Raw genomic sequence first — 25,339 nt, forward strand, 5'->3', positions numbered from 1 at the left:
GGTCACGCAGCCGGACCGTGTGCTCGCGCACGGTCCGTATCGACGATCCCGATCCCGGTCTCCTGGAGAACAACGATGACCCGTCCCGCCTCGGCGTTCCGCCGCCTGTCGTCCTTCCGTTTCATCCGTCACTCACTGGGCGCCGCCGCCGCGGCTGCCGCGCTATGGGCGGCGCCCGCCGCACAGGCTGCCGCACCGCTGAAGATCGGCTACAGCGACTGGCCCGGCTGGGTCGCGTTCCAGGTCGCGCTCGACAAGGGCTGGTTCAAGGAGGCCGGCGTCGACGTCGATTTCGAATGGTTCGATTATTCGGCGTCGCTCGACGCGTTTTCCGCGGGCAAGCTGGACGCGGTCGCGGCGACCAACGGCGATGCGCTCGTGACGGGCGCGTCCGGCGCGAAGAACGTGATGATCCTGCTGACCGACTATTCGGCCGGCAACGACATGATCGTCGCGAAGCCGCCGCTGCGCACCGTCGAGGCGCTGAAGGGGAAGAAGATCGGCGTCGAGCTCGGCCTGGTCGACCATCTTCTGCTCGAAACCGCGCTGCAGAAGCACGGGCTCAAGGACAGCGACGTCACGCTCGTGAATGCGAAAACCAACGAGCTGCCGCAGGTGCTCGGGTCGTCGGCCGACATCGCGGCGGTGGCCGCATGGCAACCGAATGCCGGCGAGGCGTTGAAGCGCGCGCCGGGCGCGCGGGCGATCTTCACGTCGGCGGATGCGCCGGGGCTGATCTACGATGCGATCACCGTCGCGCCGGCGAGCCTCGCCGCGCGGCGGGCCGACTGGGCAAAGGTGGTCAAGGTCTGGTATCGCTGCGTCGCGTACATCAACGATCCGAAGACGCAAGCCGATGCGGTCAAGATCATGTCGGCGCGCGTCGGGCTCGCGCCGGCGCAATACCTTCCGCTGCTGAAGGGCACGCATCTGCTCGACGAGGCGGCCGCGAAGCGTGCGTTCCGCAAGGGCGACGGGCTCGATTCGATCTACGGCTCGACGCGCAACGCGAATGCGTTCAATGTGCGTAATGCGGTGTACAAGCAGTCGCAGGACGTCGACGCGTATATCGATTCGCGGTTCATCGACGCGCATTGATCGCGGGAGGCTTGCCGGCGCGCGCGGCGACGCGGTGCGACGCGCCGGTGGGCTATGCCGGGGCGGTCGCAGGTTTCGGACGGGAGTGCTAATTGTCTGGCTGCCTGGCTTGTCGCCGTGTGTCCGGCTGAATGGCGGCGACGCTGAATGACCGTTGCGGCGAGAGGCGAATGGCTGTTTGCGACCCCAAGCGGTCGAATGGAAATCGCAACAGCAGCCCATCAATCGACGATCAGTATGTACGGATGGGATGCCCCCATGCAGCTATGTGGGCGAACTTCCTTCTTCCGTATGTCCGTCATTTTGCTGACGGGAAGAGACTAATCGACTCACCGTGGGCACCACTGCCGGGTGCCAGAAGGGCAACGAAGATGTACCTGCTTTATCCAGAACGATTGCAACGCTCTGCCGTGCCCTCGTAACTGCAACGTAGAAGCTTGAAGCGGAGTTGGCTTCTAGATAGGTACCAGATGCGATGAATTTGGCAATCGGCGCGGTCGGGATTATCAAAACGCGCTCATAGGTCATGCCCTTTGACACTTTAAAATTGAGATAATCAAGGTCGAAGGCCTTGCCTGAGCTGACGTTATACCTCAGGCATTGAGGCTGGAAGATGCGAACGTATTCAGTAACATGCTTTGTCGAAACCAGAAACACGCCGTCATGCTCCGTGACCATATCGTTCCTGGATTGTGTCTCGGGGAACTTCCAAGATGGGTCGAAGATACTGTCGGAGAATTTCGCAATCAGAGGATGGCATCGCCAAGTCGTCACGCTCTCAAAGATGTCAAGCAGCCCTTTCGCCTGACGCTCGCGCGCCCATTTGATAGCTCCCGCGTACGAGTACTTTGCGTTCTTGGAACTACGCGGATTTGTCGCCAATACGGACTGTCTTATGTCGCCCACCATCCGGATGTCGATCGATGAATGTAGCAGCACATCGATGATTTCCCAGTCGTGGGCACTGAGGTCCTGAACCTCATCGATTAGGATTTCGTCGTAGATGCACTCCAGCCTTCTCAGGAGAGCCCCTTTACTTTCCGCAACGAGTTCGTGAGCAAGGCGGCCAAGTTCACATCCGTATGCTGCACCGTTAGGATCCAGGAATCGACCGATACCACTTGCAAAACGGGAGGGGCGCCCATCGAAATTGAAACCAAGGACGCGCTGCCCTACAAATTTGAATGGTAGGAAAGGCTTTGCGAAATGTCGAAGCAGAAACGTAAACCAGCCCATCACCTCGACGTGATGGTGATTTCCTGCGTACTGCTTTAACCGGCTGATTAGCTCGTCCTGATTAGCCTGTGTATACGTCAGCACCAACACACGCCGCTCCGTCGACAGCGACGTGCAATACTCAACGAGGCCTTGTGTTTTCCGAGAGCCGGCGACAGCCAGCGTCAAATGGTTAGCCATGAGCAAACTTGACCGCTTCGAGCATGTACGCCGGTGGAACGATCTTTTTACTGGCGGCACTGATCCGAAGTGCCGCCTCGGTCTTCTCTCGGCTCATCCATTTCAGCAGGTCTGCATGAACAGCAATCCCGAGAATGTCACGCAGCAAGGTCTCACCGCTATGGTGAATAAGTTGAGGCTCAAGCGTTTTGCCGTGCGCGACGTCTCCAATGAAGAGTTCGCGTTCGCCCTTCTTAAGCCATGCATCTACAGACCGTCGATGTTCGTCCGGATCAACGCCATCGTTATCCCGAAGAGCGGTTATGGGCTTATTGAGTGCTGCACACAGCTCTAGGCCACGTGCCAGCGAGAGCCCGCGCATACTCAGAACGTCGATTCCACACTCCATCGGGCGCTTGCCGTACGTGTCTTGGAATACTCGTTCGAACACGATCTCATCGGATGGACCTTCGACGAGCACGATCTTGTTCGCGAGGACGATGCGCAGCGTGTCGTATCCGGGAAGTCTCCTAAAGTAATTGACAGTCTCCGGGTCTAGTGTCGAGAGCTTAGCCGCGACATCGTTACCCATCAACAGAAGGGAATCTAGACCTAGTCGATTGAGGACGAATGAGCTATGTGTAGTGACAAACAGTTGTTGCTGCTCAGCCGCAAGTGACTCGATTCTCGACAACAGAGTAACGAGGCTTGTGTGCGTCAAATGGTTCTCAGGCTCTTCGATCATGACGAACTTAGCACGTCCGGCATGACGGCTCATCGCGAGCGAAATCTTGATCGCAGACTGCTGCCCTTGACCGGACATGCTGAACGGCACGTCATCAACGAGCGGAGTGACAGCGCCTTCCCACGATGTTCTAGCACTTTGGTCCATTGCGAGCGCGATTGGCCGACTGTGCAAGGTTGCGTGCACGGAACTCATCCTGGTATTGACAGCACTCAACGCAGTCTTTGACATTGAGGCCTTTACGTGGCGGTATTCGAGCGAAATCTGTGCTCGCTCAGCGGGCTCCAGTTGATCCCCCAGGATTTGGCGCAGATGATAGTCAATTCCAGACGACGTTCGTACGGTCTGCGAGTTAATGACGGCCGTAGCCAGTACTTTCGGCCGCATCGTCAGATCCTTGTCTGCAAACGACCGCCAGTCGCAGCGGTAGTACTCGACAGGTAGAAGGGGGGTCGGCAACTTGGCCCACTCCTCCAGTTCTTCGGCGTACTCCGGATTCGCAGAAATCCGCATGGTCACGCCGGGACACGCGGTCGTCGGCACATGCGTGTTAATTGCACCGCACAGGCTTTGCAGTTCGGGGATGTCTTCGAATGACAATTCAATGAGTATTTCCGGAAAACTGACCGGGACACCGCTGGCTCTCTTCTTGATGAATTCGGCGACGCTGGTCGTGTTAAACCAATGCGGATTCAGCTCTTCGGAGACGCTGCGGCCGTTGATTCGGCCAGTGAGCGCAAGCGCGACAGCCTCCATGAGTGTTGACTTGCCCGACTCGTTGGCTCCGACGATCAGATTGAATTTCTGATTCGGTTCAACAGTCAAATTCCTATGGATGCGATAACCTAGAATCTTAATTTTGCGAATCACCCCGTGCTCCTCCAGTGCTCTCATTTTTAGGGGACGAGCTATGGTCCTCCGAACGCGACGGGTTCATATCAATGAACCCGGCCTGACGGTTCCGATTGTCAACGATTCACGGGCGAATGTCGAACGTCTGCTTCTGGCCGGTGACGGCCTGTCGCCACCGCCGGCCGCAAGCTGGATGGCGAGCCGCCTGAAGCCGCGTCTCCCAGCTCCCCCACTTCACCCGCCTCTCGGCAACCGCACCGTGAATACCGTTTCGGTCGGGTCGGACCGCGCATCGATCCAGCCGCGATGCGCCTTAGCGATTTCGTTGGCGATGAACAAACCGAGCCCCAGGCCGCCATCGTCACGCTTCCTATCCGGACGGTCCTCGCCACGCTGCAGCGGATCGAAGATACGGTCCAGCGTATGCCGATCGATCACCGGCCCGCGATTGCCGACCTCGACGAGCACTTCCGAATCGTTCGCCGCGGCCGTCACCCGCACCGGCGTCCCGGGCGTTCCGTACTTCACGGCATTGCCCACCAGATTGCTCAGCAACTGCTGCATTCGCTGATCGTCCCAATCGCCGCGGAGGTCGCCACGTATATCGACGTCGATATCGCGATCAGGGTGCCCCGCCCGCAGTTCGTCCACCACATTGGCGAGCACGTGTGCGAGATCGACATGGCGAGGAACGACGTTGATGCCGAGTCCGAGCTGCGTCCGGTTGAAATCGCAAAGATCGTCGAGAAGGCCCTGCATGCGACCGCCGCTCCTGATCAACCGGCCGGCAGCCTCGGACACTTCCTCGCCCGCATTGAGTGCGGAGAGATACGACGCCGTGACCTGAATCGTCTGCAACGGCGTGCGCATGTCGTGGCCCAGCATACCCAGCAGCAAGTTACGCGACTGCTCGACCTGTTCGGTGAAAAAGGCGACCGATTCCGCCACCGCCTGATCGATCGCCTCATTGAAGCGAATCATGTCGTCCAGATGAGGCGGGCTCGGCTGACATGCGTCGATCCACAAGCGCAGCACGCTGGCGCGCAGTGCGCGATACTCGGCCACCAACTGGTTGATGTTGAAGCCGCGCCGCGCACGCAGCACGGCATGCGTCTGCGCGGCCGTCTCCGAGGCATTCGCCGGCTCGGCCGCGCGCCCCAAGGATTTTTCGTGTTGTGCCTCCCGCGTTTGCGGAACGGCGATGTCCTGGGCCACGGCGATCAGGATCTCGCGCGCGTGATCGCGTAGCCCATGCGAGTTCATGTGCCGCGCAGCCGGTAACAGCGTGGCGGCAAACGCCTCCCACTGGACCAGTATCGGCTCCATGTTTCGTATGATGAAGTCAGCTAGGCGCATGTCGCCCCTCACAATGGAATGAACGGTGGATGCTGCTGTCGAACCGCACGATATCACGTGAAGCCCGGCGGGCGAGCCGATCGTCGCCTCCACGCGGAATCGCCAGCCGGGACGGGAAACGGGAAGCCCACTGCAACGTGCGTACCAGTCGAGTCGCGCAAGCGGCGTACTTCGATCAACCCGGCATCGCCGATAACGGACACGCGTCAACCCCGTTTTGCAGGAAGGCGCAGCACGAACCTTGCTCCCCGCCCCATTCGACTTTCACTCTGCGGCGGATCCGGCCGCCGCTACGAGATTGCACATGCCCAGGAAAAAATCCAGCATCTGGTTGCGGCATCTTGAACTGTTTTCCGCTGCGGCCGGCGCGCGTCCGAAGAAACGGGCCGGCAAGGCGCGGCCGGCCGCAAAAAAGGCCGCCACGAAGGTCGTTCAACGAACCGGCAGGCCGACCGTCGCCGCCCCTGCCGCCAAACGGACGGGCATCGTGCCCGCCGTCCGCGCTCCGTCGGCCCGGCCGGCCGGCACCTGGCTCCGCTCGTTTCATTCCGCCGGCCCGAGCGCCGGCCGGCTCGTGAACCATCTTGCGTATGCGCTGTACCTGCCCGCGGCACCTGCCAGCACAGCGGGCATGCCGGCCGTCGTCATGCTGCACGGCTGCAAGCAGACGGCCGAATCGTTCGCCGCGGGCACGCGCATCTGCCGTCTCGCCGAGCGGTCCGGTTTCGCCGTGCTGTTTCCCGAGCAGGCCAAGACGGCCCATGCTCATCGCTGCTGGCACTGGCACGGCGACGCGACGCAGTCCGAAGCCGCGGCCGTCGCATCGCTCGTCGACGCGATCGTGAATCGCCACGGCTTCGATCGCGACCGCATCTACGTAGCCGGCCTGTCCGCCGGCGCCGGGCTCGCCGCGGCGCTGGCGCTACGGTATCCCGACCGCTTCGCGGCCGTCGGCCTGCACTCCGGGCCGGCCATCGCGCCGCCGTCGTCGACGATGGCCGCGATGAGCCTGATGCGTCGCGGCATCCGCGACGATCCGATCCACGCGCTCGACGCGTGCGCCGACGTCGCGTCCTATCCCGGCATGCCGGCGCTCGTCGTGCACGGCGCGCTCGATACGGTCGTGACCGACCGGAACGCAACGCAGCTCGGCATCGCGTTCGCGCGGCTCAACCGGCTCGTCGACGAACATGGTGCGATCCGCGTCGGCGAGCAACGCAGCTACGCGCAGGGCGATGCGGACTTTATCGATTATCTGAAGGGTGGACGGTTGATCGTCCGGGTGTGCATCGTGCGCGGGCTGCCGCATGCCTGGAGCGGCGGAGATCCCGGCGAGCCGTTCCATTCCGCCAAGGGGCCGGACGCGACGGCGATGTTCTGGCAATTCTTCCGTCGTCAGCGCCGCAAACGACTGGCGTGACGCACGACACCCGCGCCGCCGGCCATCACGTCGTCACGCCCGCTGCTCCAGCGCGGCCGCGCCCGCGCGGTCGCCGGCGCGCCGAACCGGCAACCGTATCCGGAAGGTCGTGCCGCGCCCCGGCTCGCTCGTCACGTCGATGGTGCCGCGGTGACGCTCGACGATGCCGTGCGAGACCGACAACCCGAGCCCCGTGCCCTGCCCGACCGGCTTCGTGGTGAAGAACGGATCGAAGATCCGCCGGACGACGTCGGGCGTCATGCCCGCACCGGTATCGCTGATCTCGATCGACACCTGATCGCCGTCGCTCGACGTGCGGATCGTGATCACGCCGCGCTCGGCAATCGCCTGCGCCGCGTTGACCAGCAGGTTCATGAAGACCTGGTTCAACTGCGACGGCAGGCATTCGACGTGCGGGAGATCGCCGTAATCGCGCACGATGTCGGCCTTGTACTTGAGCTCGTTGTGGACGACGTTGAGCGTGCTCTCGAGGCCCGCATGCAGATCGACCACGCTCCATTCGTCGCTGGCCGGGCGCGAGAAATCGCGCAAGTCCTGCACGATGCGACGCACGCGCAATGCGCCGTCGATCGACTCGTCGATCAGCGGCGCGATCTCGCCGCGGACGTAGTCGAGATCCGCGGCACGGTGCACGGCCGTCAGCGCGTCGCGGGTGGCCGGATCGAGTTGCGGCAGCGCGGCTTCATGCGCGGCGACCACGTCGAGCAGGCTGCGCACCCACGTCTTCAACGTGTTGAGGTTCGCGCTGACGAAGCCGATCGGATTGTTGATCTCGTGCGCGACGCCGGCCGCGAGCTGACCGATCGACGCGAGCTTCTCCGATTGGAGCAACTGTTCGTGCGTTTCCTCGAGCGCATGCAGCAGGCGCCGCTGTTCGTCCTTCTCCTGTTCGAGCAGCGCGTGCGCGGCCTTGCGTTCGTCGATCTCGGTCGCCATGTTCTCGCGCGTGCGTTGCAGCATCCGCGTCGTCTGCTCGTAGCTGTGCAGCGCGCGTTCGAGTTCGCCGGTTCGCAACCGCACGAGCCGTTCGAGCGTATCGGTCATCCCGCGCAGGAAAGTTGTGCGCGCATCGAAACGGCACACCAGCAGCGTGACGACCAGCGTCGCCATCGTAAACAACGCGACGGTCGTCGCGAGCCACGGCGCGTCGACGCCGTTCGCGGCGCCGCACCGCGCATCCGGCGCGAAGTGCGCGGCCGCCATCGCCGTGTAGTGCATGCCGGTAATCGCGACGCCCATGATGACGGCCGCGCCGATGCGTTGCGCGGTCGCGTGATGCGCCTGCCGCATGCGCAACGCCTGCGCGATCCACAGCGCGGCCGTCGACGCGATCACCGCGATTCCGATCGACGCGGCGAACAGCGCGGCGTCGTAGCGAATGCCGGGCTGCATGTGCATCGCGGCCATCCCCGTGTAGTGCATGCCGGCGATCCCGCCGCCCATCAGCACGCCGCCCGCGCACAGCCGCCGCCAGCCCAGCCGCGCGCGCGTGACGACGTTCAGCGCGAAGTACGACACGAGCACCGCGATCGCCAGCGAGGCGCCGGTTTCCTGCCATGCGTAGCCGAGTGGCACCGGCAGCGAAAACGCGAGCATGCCGACGAAATGCATCGACCAGATTCCGGTGCCCATCGCCGCGGCCCCGCCGCCGAGCCATGCGCGCTTGAGCTTCGGATTGTCGAGCAGCGAAATGAACGCGGCGAGATCGAGCGTCGTATAGGAGGCCAGCGTCGCGATCGCGAGCGACAGCAGGACGAGCGGAAGATTGTAGATGCCATGCATGATCGGACGCCCGGAACGGGTTGAATGCATCGCCGCGGCGCGGGCGGTCGCGCGCCCCGCGGCCGTCAGGCCGACGTTCGATGTCAGGCCGGCGGCGCGCCTGCGTTGGGAGCGTGCGTCTGGCCGGCCGGACGCGCCAGCACGAGAATGTCGAACGGCGTGCCCTCCCGCGTCTCGAAGCGGCGCACGAGCTCGATCTGGTGCGCGGACATCACGCTTCCCTTCGTCATCAACAACACGCCGCGATGCGTGCGCAAATCGTCGGCGAGCTCCATCCCTTCGCGCAGTTGAGCCGACCGGATTTCCGCGACGGACGCCGCGATGCCGAGACTCGCCGGATCCCGCATCAACTCGATGAAGTCGGCGACCAGTTGCGGGTCGTACCGCACGCTCGCCTGCGAGCGCAACACGTCGATCGCCTGCTCGATCGAATGCGGTGCGCCGATTTCGCCGTGGCGCAGGCCTTCGAAATCGCGCGCGATCGCGACGATCCGCGACCCGATCGGGATCGCGTCGCCGACCAGCCCGTCCGGCGTGCCGCGGCCGTTGAAGCGCTCGTACTGGTGCAGCACGATCGACGCGACCTTGTGCAACTGGGCGACGGGCGTCAGCACCATCTGCGCCCGCAACGGATGCTCCTGGAACACGCGGTGCTCGTCCGTGGTCATCTTCGCGAGCGGCTTGTGCAGCAATTCGTCCGGCAGCGACAGCTTGCCGATGCCGTGCAACAGCCCCGCGAAATAGACGTCCTGCGCGTGCAGTTCGCTCATTCCGGCGGCCAGCGCGAGCCGCCGCGCGATCTCGCCGACGCGCATCGCATGCCCGCTCGCGGCCCCGCAGCGCAGCTCGATCATGCTCGCGCACACCTGAACCATCGCCGTAAAGCTGCTTTTCAGGTCGCCTTGCGCCGCTTCGAGGAACATCACCGTCTGGCCGAGTTCCTCGGTGCGCGCGCGAACCTGCGTTTCGAGGTCCGTATTGAAACGGCGCAGCGCTTCGTTCTGCGCCTCCGTCAGCGCCGCCAGCCGCGCCGCTTCGCGACGCAGACGGCGCTGCTCCAGCGCCTGCTCGATGGTCAGCAGCAGGTCGTGATCGTCCCACGGCTTGTTCAGGTAGCGATAGACGCCGCCTTCGTTGACGGCCTGCACGACCGACGCGATCTCCGCATAGCCGGTCAGCAAAATGCGCATCGTGTCCGGGTACAGCGCCCGCGCGCGCGCCAGGAATTCCGCGCCGCTCATGTGCGGCATCCGCATGTCGGACACGATCAGGTCGATGTCGGTCGACGCGAGGATGTCGAGCGCGGCCTCGCCGCTGTCGGCGGTCACGATGTCGTAGCCGGTGGGCCGGAATACGCGCCTGAGCGCGGACAACACGTTCGGTTCGTCGTCGACCAGCAGGATCGACGTCGCTTCGCCGGATGCCGCCGCGGTGTCGGACGTTTCGGGCGACACGGCATTCACGCCGTTTGTTGCAGATGTCGTCATAATCGGCCTCGGATCAATTATTTACGCCCTCTCTGCAACATCGGCCGGCTCCGCGTTTTCCACATCGGGGGAAACGCTAATACGTGCGCGTCGATTTCAACCGGCATGCATCGCGCGGACGCTACGTCGTCGGCGTGCCCGGTTCGCGCCGGTAGTAGATGTCCCATCGCGCTTCGGCGGTTCGCACGAAACCGTGCCGTTCGTAGAAGCGGTTCGAATCGCTGCCGCGCAATGCGCCGACGCGAACGGGCATCCGGTGTTCGTCGGCTTCGGCGAGGATCCGGCGCAGCACGGCGGCGCCGATACCCTTGCGCTGATGCGCGGGCAGGATGTACAGGTGGTCGAGCAACCAGTGGTCCGCCATCGGGCGAAGCGTGTAGAAGCCCGCACGCGAATGGCCGGCTTCGATGAAACGGCATTGCGCGGGGTCGAACGACGCGAGAAACCGGTCGCGCGCACGCTGCGGATCGAAACGGCCGATGCGCTCGAGGCTGTCGCGCATCGCGGCGATGCGGATCGCGACGAGCGTGTCGGCGTCGGCGTGCGTGACGGGGACGAAGGTCAGGGACATTGTCATTGGCTGGCGGGATGCACGGAGAAGCAAGCGCCCGGTCTGGCGGCGCCGCGCCACCCGGGCATCGAGGACGCACGACGTCGCCCGGGCGCCTCGATGCGTCGCGCTCGCGTGGCCGGAAATCCTTCGCCGATATCTCGCGCTTCACCGACGAACGAGGCCAACCGAGCCTGGGCGTCCTCGTTCGACGCGGGCTTCGGCGCGGCACGTCACCCTCTGGTCGGTGAGCGCGAAGCAAACGAACCGATGCAATCGGCTCAATGGAATAAAAAGCGCTGGCCGGTGAACCGGCCAGCAAAAAGGTCCTGGCGATCCGAGGTTGGTGTGTGCCAGAACCACATGCATTGAACGGCGCGCGCGGTGTGACGGGCGGGCAGGTCAAGAGATCGATCAGGCCGATCGGAGCGTTGCCCGCTCGAACCCGCGCAATAATCTGTGATCGCAGTTCAGGCCGGGCTAACCGATGCGTCCCGGTTTGCGCTCACGCCCGCGAACCTGAACGCATCGTCGGGCGTCGGTACTTCCCATGTGGCGATCATCTCGTCGGTCGGAAGATAGTCGGGATCGGCCGACGCGACCCCGACCCATACGCCTTGGGATACCTGCCTGCCATGGAGATAAAAGTGCAGCTCCCGGCCAGCGCGCTCGCACGTGCACCGAATCCTCTCCACCGATCGGCCCAGTTTTCTGATCCGTGCGACCTGGTTGCGATCCAGCTCGAACATGGCGCTCATCACCCCGTCGCAATCGCCGATGCCAAGCATGTTGCTGTCATCGGTGAACATCCACGATGGATGCGGCGTACCCAGGCGCAGCATGAAAAAATCAGCGGACTCTGAACCAATCATCCTGTTTCTCCGGCAAAAAATACGTCGTTCCACCCACTGAAGCTTGATCGGAACGCACGTCCATCCAACCTGTTCCCTTCGCCCTGCCTGAATGCTCGAACGGACGTGCGCCAGCGCCTGGTAATCGGCGGGGCTCAACATCGCCACGCGCGGCGTCCGTCGCTTCCGAAGCGCCTACACGCTCGCCTGACCCGTGACGGGTTCGGCGGCGATACTGTCGGAACCGGAAAGTCTCACCGCAACAGCGGCTGCCGCCGTGCTCCCGTAGACGTTGAGGGCGGTTCTCCCCATGTCGAAAAACGCGTCGACGCCCAGGAGCAGCAGCACCGCATCGGCCGGCAACCCGATCGACGTCAGAACGATGGTGATGGCGACGATCGCCCCGGACGGCACGTTGGCTGCGCCGTCGATGGTGATGATCGTCAAGATCAGAATCGTGATCGCGAGCGGCCAGGACCACGCAAGGTGATAGGCGTCGGCCAGATAGCCGACCGCAAGAGCCGTGTAGAGCACCGCGCCGTCGCGGTTGAAAATATAGGCGAGAGGCAAGATCGTCGACGCCACGCCGTACGGAACGCCCAGTTCAACGAGTTTCTTCAGATGCAGCGGGTAGGTAATTTCGGAAGAGCGCGTCGTGAAGCCGAGGATCAGCGGTTCCCTCACCTTCCTGAGCACGGCCAGAGGCGACTGACCGGCGACGCGAATGACGGCCGTGAGTACAACCGCGAGAATCGCCATGCCGAGATAGGCGACGCCCAGAAGCTCGATAAGCGAGTGCGCGCCCGCAAAGCCCTTGGCTGACAACAACTGCGCGATCGCGGCGAAGATCGCGAGCGGCGACCATGCGATCACCCACTGGACCATCTTGAACAGTCCCGACAGCAGCGCCTCGAACACGGCGATCGCAGGCTCGGCGCGCTCGGGGGCCGCCGCCAATGCCGCACCGAAAATGACGCCGAAGACGAGCACCGGCAGCGAATTTCCCGCCGCGAGCGCAGCGACGATGTTTGCGGGAATCAGATCGACGAGAAATTTCGTCCAGTCGATGCTCGACGCGAGCGCCGCGGGCATCGATCCGGATTGCGTCATGCTCGCACCGAGGCCCGGTCGAAATGCAAGGTTGAGCAGCAGGCCGAGCGACGCGGCCAGGCCCGTCATCAATACGAAGAAGCCGATACTGGACAGGGCGACCTTTCCGAGCCGCTCGCGAAGTCTGCCGGCCCGAAAGACCCCGACCGTGACCGACAGGAAGATCAGCGGCATGACGACCATCTTGATCGCGTGGCCGAACATCGCGCTCAGAAAGCCGAGCTTCGCGGCAAAGCCCGGCGCAAACACGCCGCACGCGGCGCCCAGGACGAGTCCGCCAAGCATCTGCATCGGGAGGGAAAGCCCTTTATTTTTCGTGTTCATGCCGTGCCTTTAACAGTTTGATCCGTGCCGGCGTACCGTCGACGATGTGATTCCACATATGCTGACGCGCAAGCTCGCCGTCGTTCGCTTCGATTGCGTGAAAGATGTGCAGGTGCTCGATCGTGCCGCGCCGAACGGTTTCGGCGTCGCCGCGCGGGAGTTCGTTCAGGGCCAGGGTCTGGGCCCGCAACAGACCATACGCCGACGAGATCCGGACGTTCCGTGCGGCAGCGAACAACTCTTGATGAAACACCCAGCCGATACGTTGTTCGAGCATGATGTCCGAGACGTCCCGCTCAACCAGTTCCTGCATTTTTACCGCGGCCTCGCGCAGCCCTGCCGTTGCGCCCGACCTCGCTGCAAGAAACGCCGCGGTACTCTCCAGCGCCAGCCGCATTTCAAAAATTTCGCGGAGATCGCTCGTCGTTGGCGAAGCGACATAGGTGCCGCTCTTTTCGATGACGACGACCAGCCCTTCGGACTCGAGCAAATGCAATGCGCTGCGCACCGGCATTTGGCCGAAACCCAGTTCATCCGACAGGCCTCGATGAGATACTTTCTGTCCAGGCGCAAGCCGGCCGTCAAAGATCCTCGATCGGATCTCGTCGTAGGCGAGCTCTGCATCTGTCGAGACTTTCGACGTCATCTGTGATCGCAGTTAGCGTATGATTGAAAAGAAGTCGCGGATAGGAAATTACCCTTACTCATAACGCACGGCAACTGCTAATTTTGCGAGTGGGTATACCGAAAGAGAAACGGAAGAAAATCCGCGTCACGAAGAGAGCCGATAATTATATGATTTCACAAGATGTGCGCTTTACCATCTGTGCCGTCCGTGCGGAAGAAACCTATCCCCTCAGAGCCGCAATCCTGATGGCGGGAGACGAGGAGGGAAGCGCCCTGCATGGCGACCTCGCCCCCACTACCATGCACTTTGCCGTTCGCGACCACGACGCCATCGTCGCCGTCGCATCGGTTTGCAAGGAAGGACACGCCGGCATTTCGGACGCCGACGCGTGGCGCCTGCGCGGCATGGCCGTCCATCCGTCGGTACGCGGCCTGGGATTCGGACGCCTGCTGGTCAATCTGTCCATTCGCCATGTGCGCGAACAACGCGGCATTCTGCTCTGGTGCACGGCGCGCGAATCGGCATATCGGTTCTATGAAATCCTCGGCTTCGATCGCGATCCGATTCCGATTTCAATGCGCGGGCGCGACGACATGAAATTTTATCTAATGCAGCGCCGGATCGAGCGCTGAGTTTCGTCCGCGGCTGACGTTCGATCTCGGTCGGCGTCAGTGTCCGGCGCCGGCCGGCCCGGACAGATATTCAACGATCGCCTTCTCCATTTCGATTATTGCAATCGCGGAGAAAATGGAACGGTTATCCAGAATGACCCTGGCGACCGGTACTTTCCTTCCTGATGGCTGATCGTCGTGGCGGCCCGCAACCGAATATCGCGTTCACCTCCGTTCTCCGCCTTCGCTTGCCGTTGTCGACATTCGGCGGCGCGACGGCGCGCACCTCGATACACCTCCGTGGACCCCGGTTCCTATCAGGGAAACTCCGTAAGGCGCGACGTTATCAAACGAGATTAACTTATATCAAACTAATTTTGACGGGAATTTATGTTCCTGATATGGTCTTTCCGCCTGCAAAGCGCGACGACACAGGATAGCTGGAGCGGCAACGAAAGCAAGGAAGTCGCTTTCGTTCAGGTTGGGGCGCCGCGATCGTTCTGATCGGGGGTGCAGGATAGGTCGAGCAGCGTCGCGTTCCCCGCATCAAATTGTAAGGATAACGAAATGGTCGAATGTGGCATGCCGATCGGACCGAGCGAATATACGACGCCGGCCGGCGCGACCGGAACGACGCACAGGCCGTGCGTCGTCATCTGCATTCGAATGCGACACAAGCCGTTTCAATCCGTCCCGAAACTTCTCCTCACAGTGAAATGCAGATGAAAAACAAGAAGATCAACATCAGCGTTATCGCCGTTGCCGCCTTCGCAGCATCGTCGGCAGCAATGGCACAGTCGTCGGTCACCCTGTATGGCATGCTCGATGCCGGTATCGGCTACACGTCGAACATCAATGGCCACAGCAGGTACGGCCTCGATGGCGGTGCCGCCGGTTCGAACAAGTGGGGCCTCAGGGGGCAGGAGGATCTCGGCGGCGGCCTCCAGGCGGTATTCAAGATCGAGAACGGTTTCAGTATTGGGACGGGCGGCATAGGCGGCCAGGGGCCCATCGGTAACACGCGTTCGCTGTTCAACCGCCAGGCTTACGTGGGCCTCGCGTCCAATCAGTACGGCGCCTTGCGCTTGGGGCGCCAGCTCGACGCCGTGACGGAAATGGTCCAGGTCCTGACGGGCGACGCCATTTCGGCGTCGACCTTCTCGACCCCGGGCGACGTCGACAACAACGACAACACGACGAACCAGAACAACGCGGTGAAGTACATTTCGCCGATCATCCACGGCTTCCAGGCCGAAGCCGCGTACTCGTTCGGCGGCGTGGCCGGCGCAACGGGCTCGGGTCAGTCGTGGTCGGCGGCCGCGACCTACGCGCAAGGCGGCCTGACGGTCGCCGGCGGCTACTTTCGTGCGGTCAACCAGGGCGAGAACGGCTGGCTGAACGCAACGGCACAACCGAGTTTCGGCGGCGCGCTGGGCTACCCGAGTTCGGGCTACAACGGTGGCAATGCGTTCAAGAGCGCGGGCATCGCGCAAGTCGCCGCGCAATACGAGGTGGGGCCGTACACGGCTGGCCTGCGCTACTCGAACGCCCAGTACAAGGGCAACGATGGCCAGCCGTCGATCCACTTCAACGTGCTCGGCGCGCTGCTGCAGTACCGGGTCACGCCGGCGCTGTCGCTCGCGACCGGCTACACGTATGTCTACGGTTCCGCGGCCACGCCCGCGCAAGCCGCCGAAGGTCGCACGATGGCCTCGATCAACCAGGTGTCGCTGGGGGCAACGTACTCGCTGTCGAAGAGTACCGCGCTGTACGCGATGGGCGCCTACGTGCATGCGAAGGGCGCGCAGGCCTCGGCCGCCGACTTCGGCAACACCTCGTCGGGCGGCAACCAGGTTCAGGTCAACATCGGCATGTTCCACGGCTTCTGATCGCCGACCGGCAACACCGGCGCAGTGGCGGCACGACCCCGGCGTCGTGCCGCCCGGCCTGACCGGCGGACCTAGCCGCCCTCCTGACTCGCCATGCGCTCCATCCATTCCTCGAACGCGGACACGGCGGCATCGTCGGCGCGATCGGCGTTCGTCACCAGCATGTAGTCGTCGGCACGCCATACCGGCGCCGCGATGGGACACACGAGGCGCCCCTCGGCGAGATCGCGGCCGATCAGCGGCAGCGAGGCCAGCGCCACGCCGAGCCCCTCGATGGCCGCGCCCAACTGAAGATTCACGTGATCGAATTCGACATGGCGTGCGGCTCGCAGATCGGAAGCGCCCGCTTCCTTCAACCAGTGCGACCACGCGGAGCGTGTCGTGGCCGAATGCAGCAGGACGTGATGGCGCAGGTCGGCCACGCTCTGGATCGGGTGCTGCCGCAGCAAGGCGGGATTGCAGGCCGGCACGCGCAAATCAGGCATCAACGAGCGCGACACGACGCCCGCGCCCTGCTCGGGACCGGAGCGGACACCGATATCGAACGCGTCGGCGACATAGCGCAGCTTGCGCGACGTCGTCGACACCCTCACGTCGATGTCGGGGTACCGCGAATGAAAATCGGCGAGCCGCGGCAGCAGCCAGCAAAGCGCGAAGCTCATCGGCACGTTCACCCGCACGACGCCTGATATCCGGTGCGTGAACGGGTTGTGGCGCAGCCGCCCCACCGCGGTACCGAGGCGCTCGAACGCGTGGCTGACGTCGTTCAGCAACGCGGCCCCTTCGTCGGTCAGCACGACGCCGCGCGGACGACGGTCGAACAGCGGCAGCCCGAACCAGTCCTCCAGCAACCTGATCTGCTTGCCCACGGCCCAGTGGGTCACGTGCAGTTCCGCCGCGGCAGCCGCGAAGCTGCCGTGCCGCGCGACCGCATCGAAGGCGCGCAGCGCATTGAGCGGGGGCAACTCGCCCCGGGGCTTCGCGGCATCCCGGCTTTCGTTCATGACGTGACTTTTTCTCCCAACTGACGCGATTTTAGCTCAATTGAAATGGCTGTCGCGTCGGCCATAAAATCGACGCATCGAGCGTGAAAGCGATGCCACAAGCGGCTCCCCTCCCCCGCTCGCACGGAGCGAATGACGATGCGCCTGCCGGTTTTTTCCCCTCCCGTGATGCAGGAGACTGCGCCACCCCGACGGCGCGTGCTGTGGCTATCGTGCATTGCGCATGCCATGCACGACGGCTATACGGACATGATCTACGCGCTGCTTCCCGTGTGGCAGTCGGAATTCGGGCTCGACTTCGCGGCCCTCGCCATCCTGCGCGGCGTCTATGCCGGCACGATGGCGACGCTGCAATTGTCGGCCGGGCGCCTCGCGCAACGCCTGGGCAGCCGCTCGACCCTCGCAATCGGCACGCTGCTCGCCGCGCTCGGCTATGCGATCGCGGGCATGTCGGGCGGCCTGCTCGGCTTGGGCGTCGCGCTCGCGATTTCGGGCGGCGGCTCCAGCACGCAGCATCCGATCGCGTCGGGCGCCGTCTCTCGCGTCTATGGGCGCGACGCGAGAGGCCCGCTGAGCATCTACAACTTTTCCGGCGATCTGGGGAAATCCGCGCTGCCGGCCGCCATTTCGCTGCTCGTGACGATGATGCCGTGGCGTCATGCGCTATGGATCGTCGCCGGATTGGGCGGTGTCGTGGCCGCCGTCATCGCGCTCTGGTTTCCGGCCGTGCCACGCGCCGCCGCCAACATGACGGTCAAAGGCCAGGCGTCCACTCAACGCAGCGGCACCGGGCGAAGCGGATTCTCCGCGCTGTTTTCGATCGGCGTGCTCGATACGGCCGTACGCATGGGACTGCTTACCTTTCTGCCGTTCCTGCTCAAGGCCAAGGGCGTCTCGCCGCAACTGCTGGGCACGGCCCTTGCGCTCGTTTTCATCGGCGGCGCGGCCGGCAAATTCATGTGCGGCTGGCTCGGCGCGCGCATGGGCATGGTCAGGACGGTGCTGCTCACGGAGGGCGGGACAGCGGCGTGCATCATCGCGGTGATGTCTCTCCCGTTGGCGCCGACCATGGTGCTGCTGCCCATTCTGGGTATGATGCTCAACGGCACTTCGTCGGTGCTGTACGGAACCGTGCCGGAGATGTCCGCGCCCGAACGCACCGAGCGCGCGTTCGCGATCTTCTATACCGGGACGATCGCGTCGGGCGCGCTGTCGCCCGTGCTCTACGGCTTCCTGGGCGACTGGATCGGCGTGCACGGCGCCACCTATGCGACCGCGTTGACGGCCCTCGCGATTTTTCCGCTCGCCCTCGCGCTGCGCCCGCATCTGGCGGACGACTCGACAGGATGAACACCATGACGAAACCTGACTACCCGACCGTCGCCCTCGTCGGTCCGGGCGCAATCGGAACGACCGTCGCCGCGGCCCTTCATGAAGCCGGCCGCACGCCGGTGATCTGCGGCCGCTCGGCGCACGCGCAATTGAAGTTGCGCTTCGACGGCGGCGAAATCGTCGTGCCCGGGCCCGTGCTGACCGATCCGCAAGCGATCGAGGGCCGGTTCGATCTCGTGTTCATTGCGGTCAAGTCGACGCAGATAGCGAGCGCGGCGCCCTGGGTCTCCGCGCTATGCGACGCGAATACCGTCGTCTGCGTGCTGCAAAACGGCGTCGAGCAACAGGCCGCGTTCGCACCGTATGCGGCCGGCGCCGCGGTCGTGCCATCGGTCGTTTGGTTTCCCGCGCAACGCGAATCGGGCGAGTCGGTGTGGCTGCGCGGCAGGCCCCGGCTCACCCTGCCCGATACGCCGGCCGGCAACGTGGTGGCCTCGGCGTTGCGCGGCACGCGCTGCTCGCCCGAGGTGGCGGAGGATTTCGTCTCGCTCGCGTGGCGAAAGCTTTTGCAGAACGCGGTGGCGGGGCTCATGGTGCTGACCGGTCGCCGCGCCGGCATGTTCTCGCGAAGCGACATCACCGAACTGTCGCTCGCCTACCTGCGGGAATGTCTCGCGGTCGCGCGTGCGGAGGGCGCGAAGCTGGGCGATGAAGTGCCGCAGGAGATCATCGATGGATTCCACGGCTTTCCGCCCGATTTGGGAACGTCCATTCTGGCCGACCGGCAGGGCAACCGCCCGCTCGAATGGGACTGCCGCAATGGCGTCGTGCAGCGATACGGACGAACGCACGGCATTCCGACGCCGATCAGCGATCTGGTCGTGCCGCTGCTCGCGGCCGCGAGCGACGGGCCGGGCTGATGCCGGACCGCCACAAATACTCTGCGCCAAAGGCAGCGCTAACGTCTGACAAAAGATGCTTGCTGCCGCTCCGTACGAATCAATCGCCGTCGCCACCCGCCCGGCGCGCGCCGATGCGAGGTCAATTCCGGTAAAAATTGACCGGCCGAACAAAAAGTTACCGTTCGTTTCAAAGATGCCCAGATAGTGAGTTGCCGTCCGGCTATTCTTCCGTCACCCACAATAACGATCCCATCTGGGGGTGACATATGAACACCATCATCAAGAGCGCCCTGTGCGCCGCCTTCGTGCCGTTCGTACTCGCTGGTTGCGGCGGCGGCGACGACGGCGGCGGCACGCAAACCGGTACGCTGCACGTCGCGATGACGGACGCGCCTTCCTGCGGCTTCGACCATGTGTACGTCACCGTCTCGCAGGTCCGGGTCAACGCCAACGCGAATGCCTCCGACAACGATGCCGGCTGGTCGACCGTTTCCCTCGCGACGCCGCAGAAGATCGACCTGCTGTCGCTGACCAACGGCGTGCTCGCCGATCTGGGCCAGACCGCGCTGCCCGCCGGCCAGTATCAGCAAGTCCGGCTGGTGCTCGCGCAGAATCAAGGCAACAACCTCGCGAACTCGGTCGTCCCGACCGGCGGCTCGGAACAGGCGCTCGCCACGCCCAGCGCGACGCAAAGCGGCTACAAGATCATCCAGCCGTTCACGGTCCAGCCCAACACGCTCGTCGATCTCGTGCTCGACTTCAATGCATGCAAGTCGATCGTCCAGCGCGGCAACGGCTCGTATGCGCTGAAGCCGGTCGTCACCGCGATCCCGACCGTCGTGAGCGGCGCGATCTCCGGTTACGTCGCATCGGCCGAAGCCGGCTCGACCGTCTATGCCGAACAGGGCGGCAAGGTCGTTCGCGGCACGGTGGCCGACAGTTCCGGGAAGTTCGTGCTGTCGCCGCTGATCCAGAGCTCGACGCAGGGCAACTACGACGTCGTGATCGTGAAGAACAACTTCGCGTCGGGTATCGTCCGCTCGGTGCCGGTGGTGGTGAACACGACCACGGCGGTGTCGGCGTCGAGCGCACCGATCACGCTGCCTGCGTCGACGATGAGCACCGTCAGCGGTACGGTCACGGCCAGCGCGAACGCCTTCGTGCGCGCGCTGCAGACGATCGATGCGAACGCGTACGAGATCACGTCGATCAACGCGAACATGGACACCGGCGCCTATTCGCTGTCCGTGCCCACGGCCGCGCCGATCGTCGGCACCTACTCGGGGTCGCTGCCGGTCGCGCTGGCCGCGGCGCCGGCCGCCGCAGGCCAATACACGATCGAGGCCGACGCGGCATCGGGGGCGACCCAATCGGCAAACGTCAACGCAACGACCAGTCAGTCCAACGTCAACTTCAGTTTCTGACGCGCTGACGGCATCATCGAAAGGGCCGAACGGCCCTTTCCTTCCAACGGGAGAACGAAGTGAAAAAAGGGATGATCGCGTTGCTCGCAGCGGCGAGCATGGTGGGCGCGCTCGGCGGGTGCGTCGCCTATGTTCCTGGCGCACCGGTCGTGGTCGCGCCGCAAGGCGGGCCGGGGAATGGATTCTGTCCGCCGGGACAGGCCAAGAAAGGCAATTGTTGATGTAAAGCCCGCGGCAGCCGCGGGCTTTTTTTCATCCATCGCGCGAGCGAGCCGGCGCCCACGCCCGAGGGCTCGACGAATCCCCGTTCCCCGCCGCGTCACTCCGCCAGCTTCGGCGGCCACGCATGGCCTTCGGCCTGACAATGCCTGCACCACGCATACAGCGCGTCGTACATGACGAGACCGTGTTCCAGCATCGCGTGATCGTCGGGAAACATGTCCGACAGTCCGAGCGAAATCGCATGAAGCCCGCTCGACTGCGGCGTCAGGTCGAGCCGCGACGTATCCGCGCCGCGGATGATGCGGGCCATGTGCCGCAACGCCTGATCGTCGGTCAGGCCGTACTTGCCGAGAAACGCGTCGAAGCTGCATTGCTCGCCGACGTGCGTCAATTCAACGCCGGGAATGTCGTACGGGATCGCGCCGCTCTCGCCGGCGATGCGCAGCACGTCGCCCGGCGCAACATAGAGAAATTCGGGCGTCTCGTCGATAAAACGGGCAATGAGCCAAGGACACGCTACCCGGTCGATTTTCGGACGTTGGCGAGTAATCCATTGCATGGCGGCCTCCACGATCAGTGATGCAACAGCGGATACACGATCAGGCCCATCACGGCGGCTCCGCCGACGACCATCGGCTCCGACAGCTTCTTGAACCTGACCAGCAGCACGATCGTCGCGAGCGCCACCAATGCGGTCGGCACGTCGACGATCGAGCGTCGGGCCAGCACGATCACCGACCCCGTGATCGCGCCGACGGCCGCGGCCGTCACGCCGTCGACGAACGCCAGGATCGCCGGCAGCCTGCCGTATTTCTTGAAGTACGGGGCCGGCAACACCGTGAACAGATAGCACGGCAGGAACGTACCGGCCGCCGCCACGCACGCGCCGGGCAACCCCGCCACCAGATAGCCGATGAAGCCGACCGTGATGACGACCGGGCCCGGCGTGATCATCGCGACCGCCACGGCGTCGACAAACTGCTTCTCGCTGAGCCAATGGTGCTCGGTGACCACGCCCCCATAAAGGAACGGCACGATCGCGAGCCCCGAGCCGAACACGAACGCGCCGGCCTTCGCGAAGAAGGCGGCCAGTTGCACGAGCTGCGGCCAGTCGACGATACCGAGCCATGCGCCCGTGGCGGAAACGGGCCACGCCACGACCGCATCGACGCGCCGCTGGCGTAACCACCGGGGCGGCGCACGCGTGAGCCAGACGAGCACGCCCGCCGCGAGAAACAGCCACGCCACTTCCGATTCGGTGATCACGGTCACGGCCACCAGCGCGAGATAGATCGCCCACAGCAGCGTGTCGCGGCCGATGCTTTTCGCGGTCAGCTTGCGCGCGCTGATCGCGATGATGCCGATCACCGCCGCGCCAACGCCGTAGAACACCGACTGCATCCACGTCAGGCCGCCGAATCGCGTGTACGCGTAGCCGAGCAGCACCACCATCACAAACGACGGCAGCACGAACGCGATCCCGACCATCGTGGCGCCGACGATGCGGTAATGCACGTAGCCGAGATAGATCGCCAGTTGCGCGGCGAGCGGGCCGGGGGCGAGTTGCGCGAGCGCCAGGCCTTCCTTGTAGTCCGCGTCCGCGATCCATCGGCGCGTATCCACGAGATCCCGATGCATGTAGCCCGCGAGCGCGACCGGCCCGCCGAACCCCGTCGCGCCGAGCCGCGCGAAGTACCCGATCATTTGCCACAGCGTATAGGCCGGGCGGTCCCGGTGTGTATTCATGTTGGCGCGAGCAGCATGGTCAGGGTTGGCGGTTGCCGCGGAAATGCACGTACAACGAATCGAGTACGGTGCCGATCTCCGTCAGCAATGCGTCATCGTCGGCGACGCGCTTTCGGGCGCCGGCGAGAATGGCCTCGAATCCGCCGGCTTCCGGCACGGTGGCGCCGCCCACATCCAGCGCATGCACCATGGCGCCCAGCCGGGCGAGTCCGTCGTTGTCGCCCAGCCCGAAGCTGGCGACCAGCACCTCGAACGACACGCGATCGCCCACATGCGTGAACGGCGCGCCGTCGAAGTCGAAGCCGAGCGCGTCGGCCGGGCAATCGGCGAGATTGTCCAGCCACACGAAGCGTGCATGCGGATCGATGAAACGCTGAATCAGCCACGCGCTGGCGACGCGATCGACCCACAGGTGACGGCGCGTCGCCCACAACCTGCCCTGATACTGCGCACGGTCGCGACGCGGAATGCCGCGCTGCGCGGCATGCGGCTCGCCGGGCGAGCGCAACGCTTCGACCGCGGCGGTGAAATCCCGCCATTGCGCCTGCGCGCGCAGCGAAGTTTCGCCGGGAAAGAAATCGATGCTTCGAATCGCCTCGTAGTTGCGAGCATGGCGGCGTTGCAGGCGGTTGAGCTCGGCGACCGCCAGATCGGGCAGCGTGCTGCGGGCCGCCGAAAGCTCGGCGAGCCAGCCTGCGTAATCGCCCGCGCGATCGAACAGCGACTGGTACGCGTCTTCGTCGGCAGGATCGTCCGCCCGGACATCCAGCAACCACGCCTGCCCTTCGCCGTTGCGCGCCTCGTCGGCGAGCTCACGCAGTTGCGCCGCCTGCTCGGCATGCGCAGGCAACAGATAGGCGCCGTCCCGCAGTGCACCACAGCCGAGCGCCTTGACGGTACGCCAGATGCGCATGCGGGCAGTCGCGCCGGAGGTCGGCAGACTGACGATCAACAGGAGCCAGGAAGTCGGGACGGCATTCATGACGGCAGCATAAGTGGCCGTCACGAACACTGCAATTCGGTAGATATCGCTACACCATTTCGACGGCAGGCAGCCATGCTCGACGCGTGGAACAGGAAGGCAAAAACAACGACCGTCAAACGCGCCCGGGCCGCCTCGTCGCCAGCCGCGCAACCCGATGCGGGCCCGATATGCGGTCGACGCCGCGGCACATCGTGACGATATCCTGCGAATCGGGCGGTTCTGCGCATAAACTGAAAGCACGCGACGGCAGGCTGCCGTCGAGCGATCGAACGCTTTTCCCCGACACCGCGCAGACTGCAACTGAACGGCAAACGCAGGCCCGCACATGAAACCGCCCCATGAAAATTGATCCCAGCGTCATTCCTCACTATCTCGTCCTGCGTGCGGGCTGCCCCCCTTATGTGCTGAATTCGGATCGTCAGGTGCTCCGCCGCCAGGCGAGTCGGCTCTTGCTGGCATTCGCGCGAACGCGCGGAGCGATCGCACATGTCGACGGCATCGCCTGGAACGTCTTCTCCGACAGCGAGGGGCTCACGATAGTCGAGCGTCGCGAGACCGGGTTCTTTTCGTTGGTCGCGGGAAACGAGACCGAACGTCAGTTGCATTTGCTGACGACCCTCTGACGTCGTCGCCGGGACGGGGTATCGCACGGGCGACAGGCGTGCCGGCAAGGGACCGATCGCGACCCAGGCGTCACGCGTTCCGCCCCTGCCGATAGCGCTTGACACGCTTCGTGCCGACGCGTACTGTCGGCCGCGGAAGTATTCAAGAAGCGCGATTGCTGCTCATCATCGACCGCAGCCTGCGGTATTCGTTGTCCTCTCCCTCCTTGATTCCTTTTCCTCGTCCATACGAGGCATATGCGCTCGTTCATTTTCAGGAGATCCAACATGGATACCGGTACCGTCAAGTGGTTCAACGACAGCAAGGGCTTCGGCTTCATCACCCCCGACAACGGCAGCGACGATCTGTTCGCCCACTTCTCGGAGATCCGCGGCGATGGCTTCAAGACCCTCGCGGAAGGCCAGAAGGTCAGCTTCGAAACGAAGACGGGCCCCAAAGGCCTGCAGGCGTCGAACATCACCCCGCTGTAATCGCTGAACCGTCAGCCCCTGTTCGTGAAGCGGCACATCGCTGCCGCTTCACGTGCCGCGCCCTCCGTCGCAGGTAACGCGACTCGGCGCGGGCACGGCCACCCGCTTCGCATCCGGCCGTCGGCCGGTGCGTATGCCGACACCGGCCCTCACTCGCGCCGCACGGCCGACCGCACGCGCGCAAGCGGCGCACGTCATGCTCACCGAACCGCGCAAGCGGTGCAGCAGGAGAACCCGCATGACCCGAAACCAGCCTCGCCGCAACAAGGCGCCTGCGCGTGCCAGCCAGGCCATCACTTTGCCGAAGCTGGGCACCGCATTGAACTGGGTGCCGCCCAAACCGCCTGCGGTCACGAAATCGCGCGCGAAGAAACGCCCGCCTGCTCCGCAATAACCCGCCTGAAACCGGGCGACGTCCTCGACGAAGTGCGTGCGCCAACCCGGAATAAGTTGGACGTTCGACGAAGGATGCGCGTATGATGGGCTCATCCGAACGATCGGCCGCCCTCCG

The 25,339-nt window shown here is 64.1% G+C and carries 23 protein-coding genes; 9 read left to right on the forward strand and 14 right to left on the reverse strand.

The window, feature by feature from the left end; genetic code table 11:
• The first annotated feature begins 75 nt into the window (after positions 1-75).
• The gene (locus CFB52_RS33660) at positions 76-1,098 is read left to right on the forward strand and encodes an ABC transporter substrate-binding protein (RefSeq protein WP_099318561.1); all 1,023 of its coding nucleotides are present in this window, start codon (positions 76-78) and stop codon (positions 1,096-1,098) included.
• Positions 1,099-1,362: 264 nt separating this feature from the next.
• Here CFB52_RS33660 and CFB52_RS33665 read toward each other — a convergent pair whose 3' ends face one another.
• The 3 genes from CFB52_RS33665 to CFB52_RS33675 form a co-directional block, all read right to left on the reverse strand.
• Positions 1,363-2,514 carry a UvrD-helicase domain-containing protein gene (locus CFB52_RS33665; protein ID WP_099318562.1) on the reverse strand — a complete coding sequence of 384 codons (1,152 nt, stop codon included), beginning with the start codon at positions 2,512-2,514 and terminating at the stop codon, positions 1,363-1,365.
• The gene (locus CFB52_RS33670; RefSeq protein ID WP_099318612.1) at positions 2,507-4,108 is read right to left on the reverse strand and encodes an ATP-dependent endonuclease; all 1,602 of its coding nucleotides are present in this window, start codon (positions 4,106-4,108) and stop codon (positions 2,507-2,509) included. The genes CFB52_RS33665 and CFB52_RS33670 overlap by 8 nt, the downstream gene beginning before the upstream one ends.
• Positions 4,109-4,324: 216 nt before the next feature.
• Entirely contained in the window at positions 4,325-5,446 is a 1,122-nt protein-coding gene (locus CFB52_RS33675) for a sensor histidine kinase (protein ID WP_099318563.1), read from the reverse strand.
• 304 nt (positions 5,447-5,750) lie between these two features.
• Between CFB52_RS33675 and CFB52_RS33680 the strand changes: the two genes are divergently transcribed.
• Complete coding sequence (locus tag CFB52_RS33680) at positions 5,751-6,866, forward strand: PHB depolymerase family esterase (RefSeq protein WP_099318613.1); 1,116 nt, start codon at positions 5,751-5,753, stop codon at positions 6,864-6,866.
• A gap of 33 nt (positions 6,867-6,899) precedes the next feature.
• Here the strand turns inward: CFB52_RS33680 and CFB52_RS33685 are convergent, their stop codons facing one another.
• The 6 genes from CFB52_RS33685 to CFB52_RS33710 form a co-directional block, all read right to left on the reverse strand.
• Complete coding sequence (locus CFB52_RS33685) at positions 6,900-8,669, reverse strand: histidine kinase (protein WP_060010653.1); 1,770 nt, start codon at positions 8,667-8,669, stop codon at positions 6,900-6,902.
• Between the two features lie 83 nt (positions 8,670-8,752).
• A complete protein-coding gene (locus CFB52_RS33690) occupies positions 8,753-10,156 on the reverse strand; it encodes an HD domain-containing phosphohydrolase (protein ID WP_059637788.1) in 1,404 nt (467 codons plus the stop codon).
• 121 nt (positions 10,157-10,277) lie between these two features.
• Positions 10,278-10,727, reverse strand: coding sequence for a GNAT family N-acetyltransferase (locus CFB52_RS33695; protein ID WP_180278300.1), 450 nt, complete (start codon positions 10,725-10,727; stop codon positions 10,278-10,280).
• A gap of 449 nt (positions 10,728-11,176) precedes the next feature.
• Positions 11,177-11,578 (reverse strand): hypothetical protein, encoded by a 402-nt coding sequence (locus CFB52_RS33700; protein ID WP_060010662.1) that lies wholly within the window; start codon positions 11,576-11,578, stop codon positions 11,177-11,179.
• 174 nt (positions 11,579-11,752) lie between these two features.
• Positions 11,753-12,991, reverse strand: coding sequence for a dicarboxylate/amino acid:cation symporter (locus tag CFB52_RS33705; protein WP_060010667.1), 1,239 nt, complete (start codon positions 12,989-12,991; stop codon positions 11,753-11,755).
• On the reverse strand, positions 12,975-13,637 hold the full coding sequence (locus tag CFB52_RS33710) for a GntR family transcriptional regulator (RefSeq protein ID WP_059577463.1): 663 nt from the start codon (positions 13,635-13,637) through the stop codon (positions 12,975-12,977). Before CFB52_RS33710 ends, CFB52_RS33705 begins: the two co-directional genes overlap by 17 nt.
• Before the next feature lie 149 nt (positions 13,638-13,786).
• On the opposite strand from CFB52_RS33710, the gene CFB52_RS33715 reads away from it, so the two are divergent.
• Positions 13,787-14,251 carry a GNAT family N-acetyltransferase gene (locus CFB52_RS33715; RefSeq protein WP_099318565.1) on the forward strand — a complete coding sequence of 155 codons (465 nt, stop codon included), beginning with the start codon at positions 13,787-13,789 and terminating at the stop codon, positions 14,249-14,251.
• 701 nt (positions 14,252-14,952) lie between these two features.
• Complete coding sequence (locus CFB52_RS33725; RefSeq protein WP_059578008.1) at positions 14,953-16,119, forward strand: porin; 1,167 nt, start codon at positions 14,953-14,955, stop codon at positions 16,117-16,119.
• Positions 16,120-16,190: 71 nt separating this feature from the next.
• On the opposite strand, the gene gcvA is transcribed toward CFB52_RS33725, so the two are convergent.
• Positions 16,191-17,123, reverse strand: coding sequence for a transcriptional regulator GcvA (gene gcvA, locus CFB52_RS33730; protein ID WP_059637796.1), 933 nt, complete (start codon positions 17,121-17,123; stop codon positions 16,191-16,193).
• A gap of 138 nt (positions 17,124-17,261) precedes the next feature.
• Between gcvA and CFB52_RS33735 the strand changes: the two genes are divergently transcribed.
• From CFB52_RS33735 to CFB52_RS33745, 3 genes are all read left to right on the forward strand, one after another.
• Positions 17,262-18,473 carry an MFS transporter gene (locus CFB52_RS33735; RefSeq protein WP_099318614.1) on the forward strand — a complete coding sequence of 404 codons (1,212 nt, stop codon included), beginning with the start codon at positions 17,262-17,264 and terminating at the stop codon, positions 18,471-18,473.
• A 5-nt stretch (positions 18,474-18,478) separates the two neighbouring features.
• Positions 18,479-19,375, forward strand: a complete 897-nt coding sequence (locus CFB52_RS33740) for an oxidoreductase (protein ID WP_060010747.1) — start codon at positions 18,479-18,481, stop codon at positions 19,373-19,375.
• A gap of 248 nt (positions 19,376-19,623) precedes the next feature.
• A complete protein-coding gene (locus CFB52_RS33745) occupies positions 19,624-20,781 on the forward strand; it encodes a DUF4382 domain-containing protein (RefSeq protein ID WP_059637798.1) in 1,158 nt (385 codons plus the stop codon).
• Between the two features lie 319 nt (positions 20,782-21,100).
• On the opposite strand, the gene CFB52_RS33755 is transcribed toward CFB52_RS33745, so the two are convergent.
• Genes CFB52_RS33755 through CFB52_RS33765 form a run of 3 tightly spaced genes read right to left on the reverse strand, consistent with a single transcriptional unit; the run spans position 21,101 to position 23,731 of the window.
• Positions 21,101-21,562, reverse strand: a complete 462-nt coding sequence (locus CFB52_RS33755; RefSeq protein ID WP_099318567.1) for a chromate resistance protein ChrB domain-containing protein — start codon at positions 21,560-21,562, stop codon at positions 21,101-21,103.
• A 14-nt stretch (positions 21,563-21,576) separates the two neighbouring features.
• Positions 21,577-22,749: a chromate transporter gene (locus CFB52_RS33760; RefSeq protein ID WP_099318568.1), complete on the reverse strand. Its 1,173-nt coding sequence runs from the start codon at positions 22,747-22,749 to the stop codon at positions 21,577-21,579.
• A gap of 19 nt (positions 22,750-22,768) precedes the next feature.
• Positions 22,769-23,731 (reverse strand): chromate resistance protein ChrB domain-containing protein, encoded by a 963-nt coding sequence (locus tag CFB52_RS33765; protein ID WP_099318569.1) that lies wholly within the window; start codon positions 23,729-23,731, stop codon positions 22,769-22,771.
• Positions 23,732-24,072: 341 nt separating this feature from the next.
• On the opposite strand from CFB52_RS33765, the gene CFB52_RS33770 reads away from it, so the two are divergent.
• Both CFB52_RS33770 and CFB52_RS33775 read left to right on the forward strand, forming a co-directional pair.
• Entirely contained in the window at positions 24,073-24,357 is a 285-nt protein-coding gene (locus CFB52_RS33770; protein ID WP_059637806.1) for a hypothetical protein, read from the forward strand.
• Positions 24,358-24,624: 267 nt separating this feature from the next.
• Positions 24,625-24,828, forward strand: coding sequence for a cold-shock protein (locus CFB52_RS33775; RefSeq protein WP_059637809.1), 204 nt, complete (start codon positions 24,625-24,627; stop codon positions 24,826-24,828).
• Between the two features lie 48 nt (positions 24,829-24,876).
• Here the strand turns inward: CFB52_RS33775 and CFB52_RS34915 are convergent, their stop codons facing one another.
• Positions 24,877-25,317, reverse strand: a complete 441-nt coding sequence (locus CFB52_RS34915; RefSeq protein WP_180278301.1) for a hypothetical protein — start codon at positions 25,315-25,317, stop codon at positions 24,877-24,879.
• Positions 25,318-25,339: the final 22 nt, after the last annotated feature.

The organism is Burkholderia sp. AU18528 (assembly GCF_002223215.2).
GTDB lineage: Bacteria > Pseudomonadota > Gammaproteobacteria > Burkholderiales > Burkholderiaceae > Burkholderia > Burkholderia semiarida.

Coding starts and splice junctions, on each gene's coding strand:
- CFB52_RS33665 (WP_099318562.1), bottom strand. CDS start 2,514: ATGGCTAACCATTTGACGCTGGCTGTCGCCGGCTCTCGGAAAACACAA.
- CFB52_RS33705 (WP_060010667.1), bottom strand. CDS start 12,991: ATGAACACGAAAAATAAAGGGCTTTCCCTCCCGATGCAGATGCTTGGC.
- CFB52_RS33740 (WP_060010747.1), top strand. CDS start 18,479: ATGACGAAACCTGACTACCCGACCGTCGCCCTCGTCGGTCCGGGCGCA.
- CFB52_RS33770 (WP_059637806.1), top strand. CDS start 24,073: ATGAAAATTGATCCCAGCGTCATTCCTCACTATCTCGTCCTGCGTGCG.
- CFB52_RS33660 (WP_099318561.1), top strand. CDS start 76: ATGACCCGTCCCGCCTCGGCGTTCCGCCGCCTGTCGTCCTTCCGTTTC.
- CFB52_RS33735 (WP_099318614.1), top strand. CDS start 17,262: ATGCGCCTGCCGGTTTTTTCCCCTCCCGTGATGCAGGAGACTGCGCCA.
- CFB52_RS33680 (WP_099318613.1), top strand. CDS start 5,751: ATGCCCAGGAAAAAATCCAGCATCTGGTTGCGGCATCTTGAACTGTTT.
- CFB52_RS33700 (WP_060010662.1), bottom strand. CDS start 11,578: ATGATTGGTTCAGAGTCCGCTGATTTTTTCATGCTGCGCCTGGGTACG.
- CFB52_RS33725 (WP_059578008.1), top strand. CDS start 14,953: ATGAAAAACAAGAAGATCAACATCAGCGTTATCGCCGTTGCCGCCTTC.
- CFB52_RS33765 (WP_099318569.1), bottom strand. CDS start 23,731: ATGAATGCCGTCCCGACTTCCTGGCTCCTGTTGATCGTCAGTCTGCCG.
- CFB52_RS33745 (WP_059637798.1), top strand. CDS start 19,624: ATGAACACCATCATCAAGAGCGCCCTGTGCGCCGCCTTCGTGCCGTTC.
- gcvA (WP_059637796.1), bottom strand. CDS start 17,123: ATGAACGAAAGCCGGGATGCCGCGAAGCCCCGGGGCGAGTTGCCCCCG.
- CFB52_RS34915 (WP_180278301.1), bottom strand. CDS start 25,317: ATGAGCCCATCATACGCGCATCCTTCGTCGAACGTCCAACTTATTCCG.
- CFB52_RS33695 (WP_180278300.1), bottom strand. CDS start 10,727: ATGTCCCTGACCTTCGTCCCCGTCACGCACGCCGACGCCGACACGCTC.
- CFB52_RS33755 (WP_099318567.1), bottom strand. CDS start 21,562: ATGCAATGGATTACTCGCCAACGTCCGAAAATCGACCGGGTAGCGTGT.
- CFB52_RS33685 (WP_060010653.1), bottom strand. CDS start 8,669: ATGCATGGCATCTACAATCTTCCGCTCGTCCTGCTGTCGCTCGCGATC.
- CFB52_RS33760 (WP_099318568.1), bottom strand. CDS start 22,749: ATGAATACACACCGGGACCGCCCGGCCTATACGCTGTGGCAAATGATC.
- CFB52_RS33675 (WP_099318563.1), bottom strand. CDS start 5,446: ATGCGCCTAGCTGACTTCATCATACGAAACATGGAGCCGATACTGGTC.
- CFB52_RS33775 (WP_059637809.1), top strand. CDS start 24,625: ATGGATACCGGTACCGTCAAGTGGTTCAACGACAGCAAGGGCTTCGGC.
- CFB52_RS33715 (WP_099318565.1), top strand. CDS start 13,787: ATGATTTCACAAGATGTGCGCTTTACCATCTGTGCCGTCCGTGCGGAA.
- CFB52_RS33690 (WP_059637788.1), bottom strand. CDS start 10,156: ATGACGACATCTGCAACAAACGGCGTGAATGCCGTGTCGCCCGAAACG.
- CFB52_RS33710 (WP_059577463.1), bottom strand. CDS start 13,637: ATGACGTCGAAAGTCTCGACAGATGCAGAGCTCGCCTACGACGAGATC.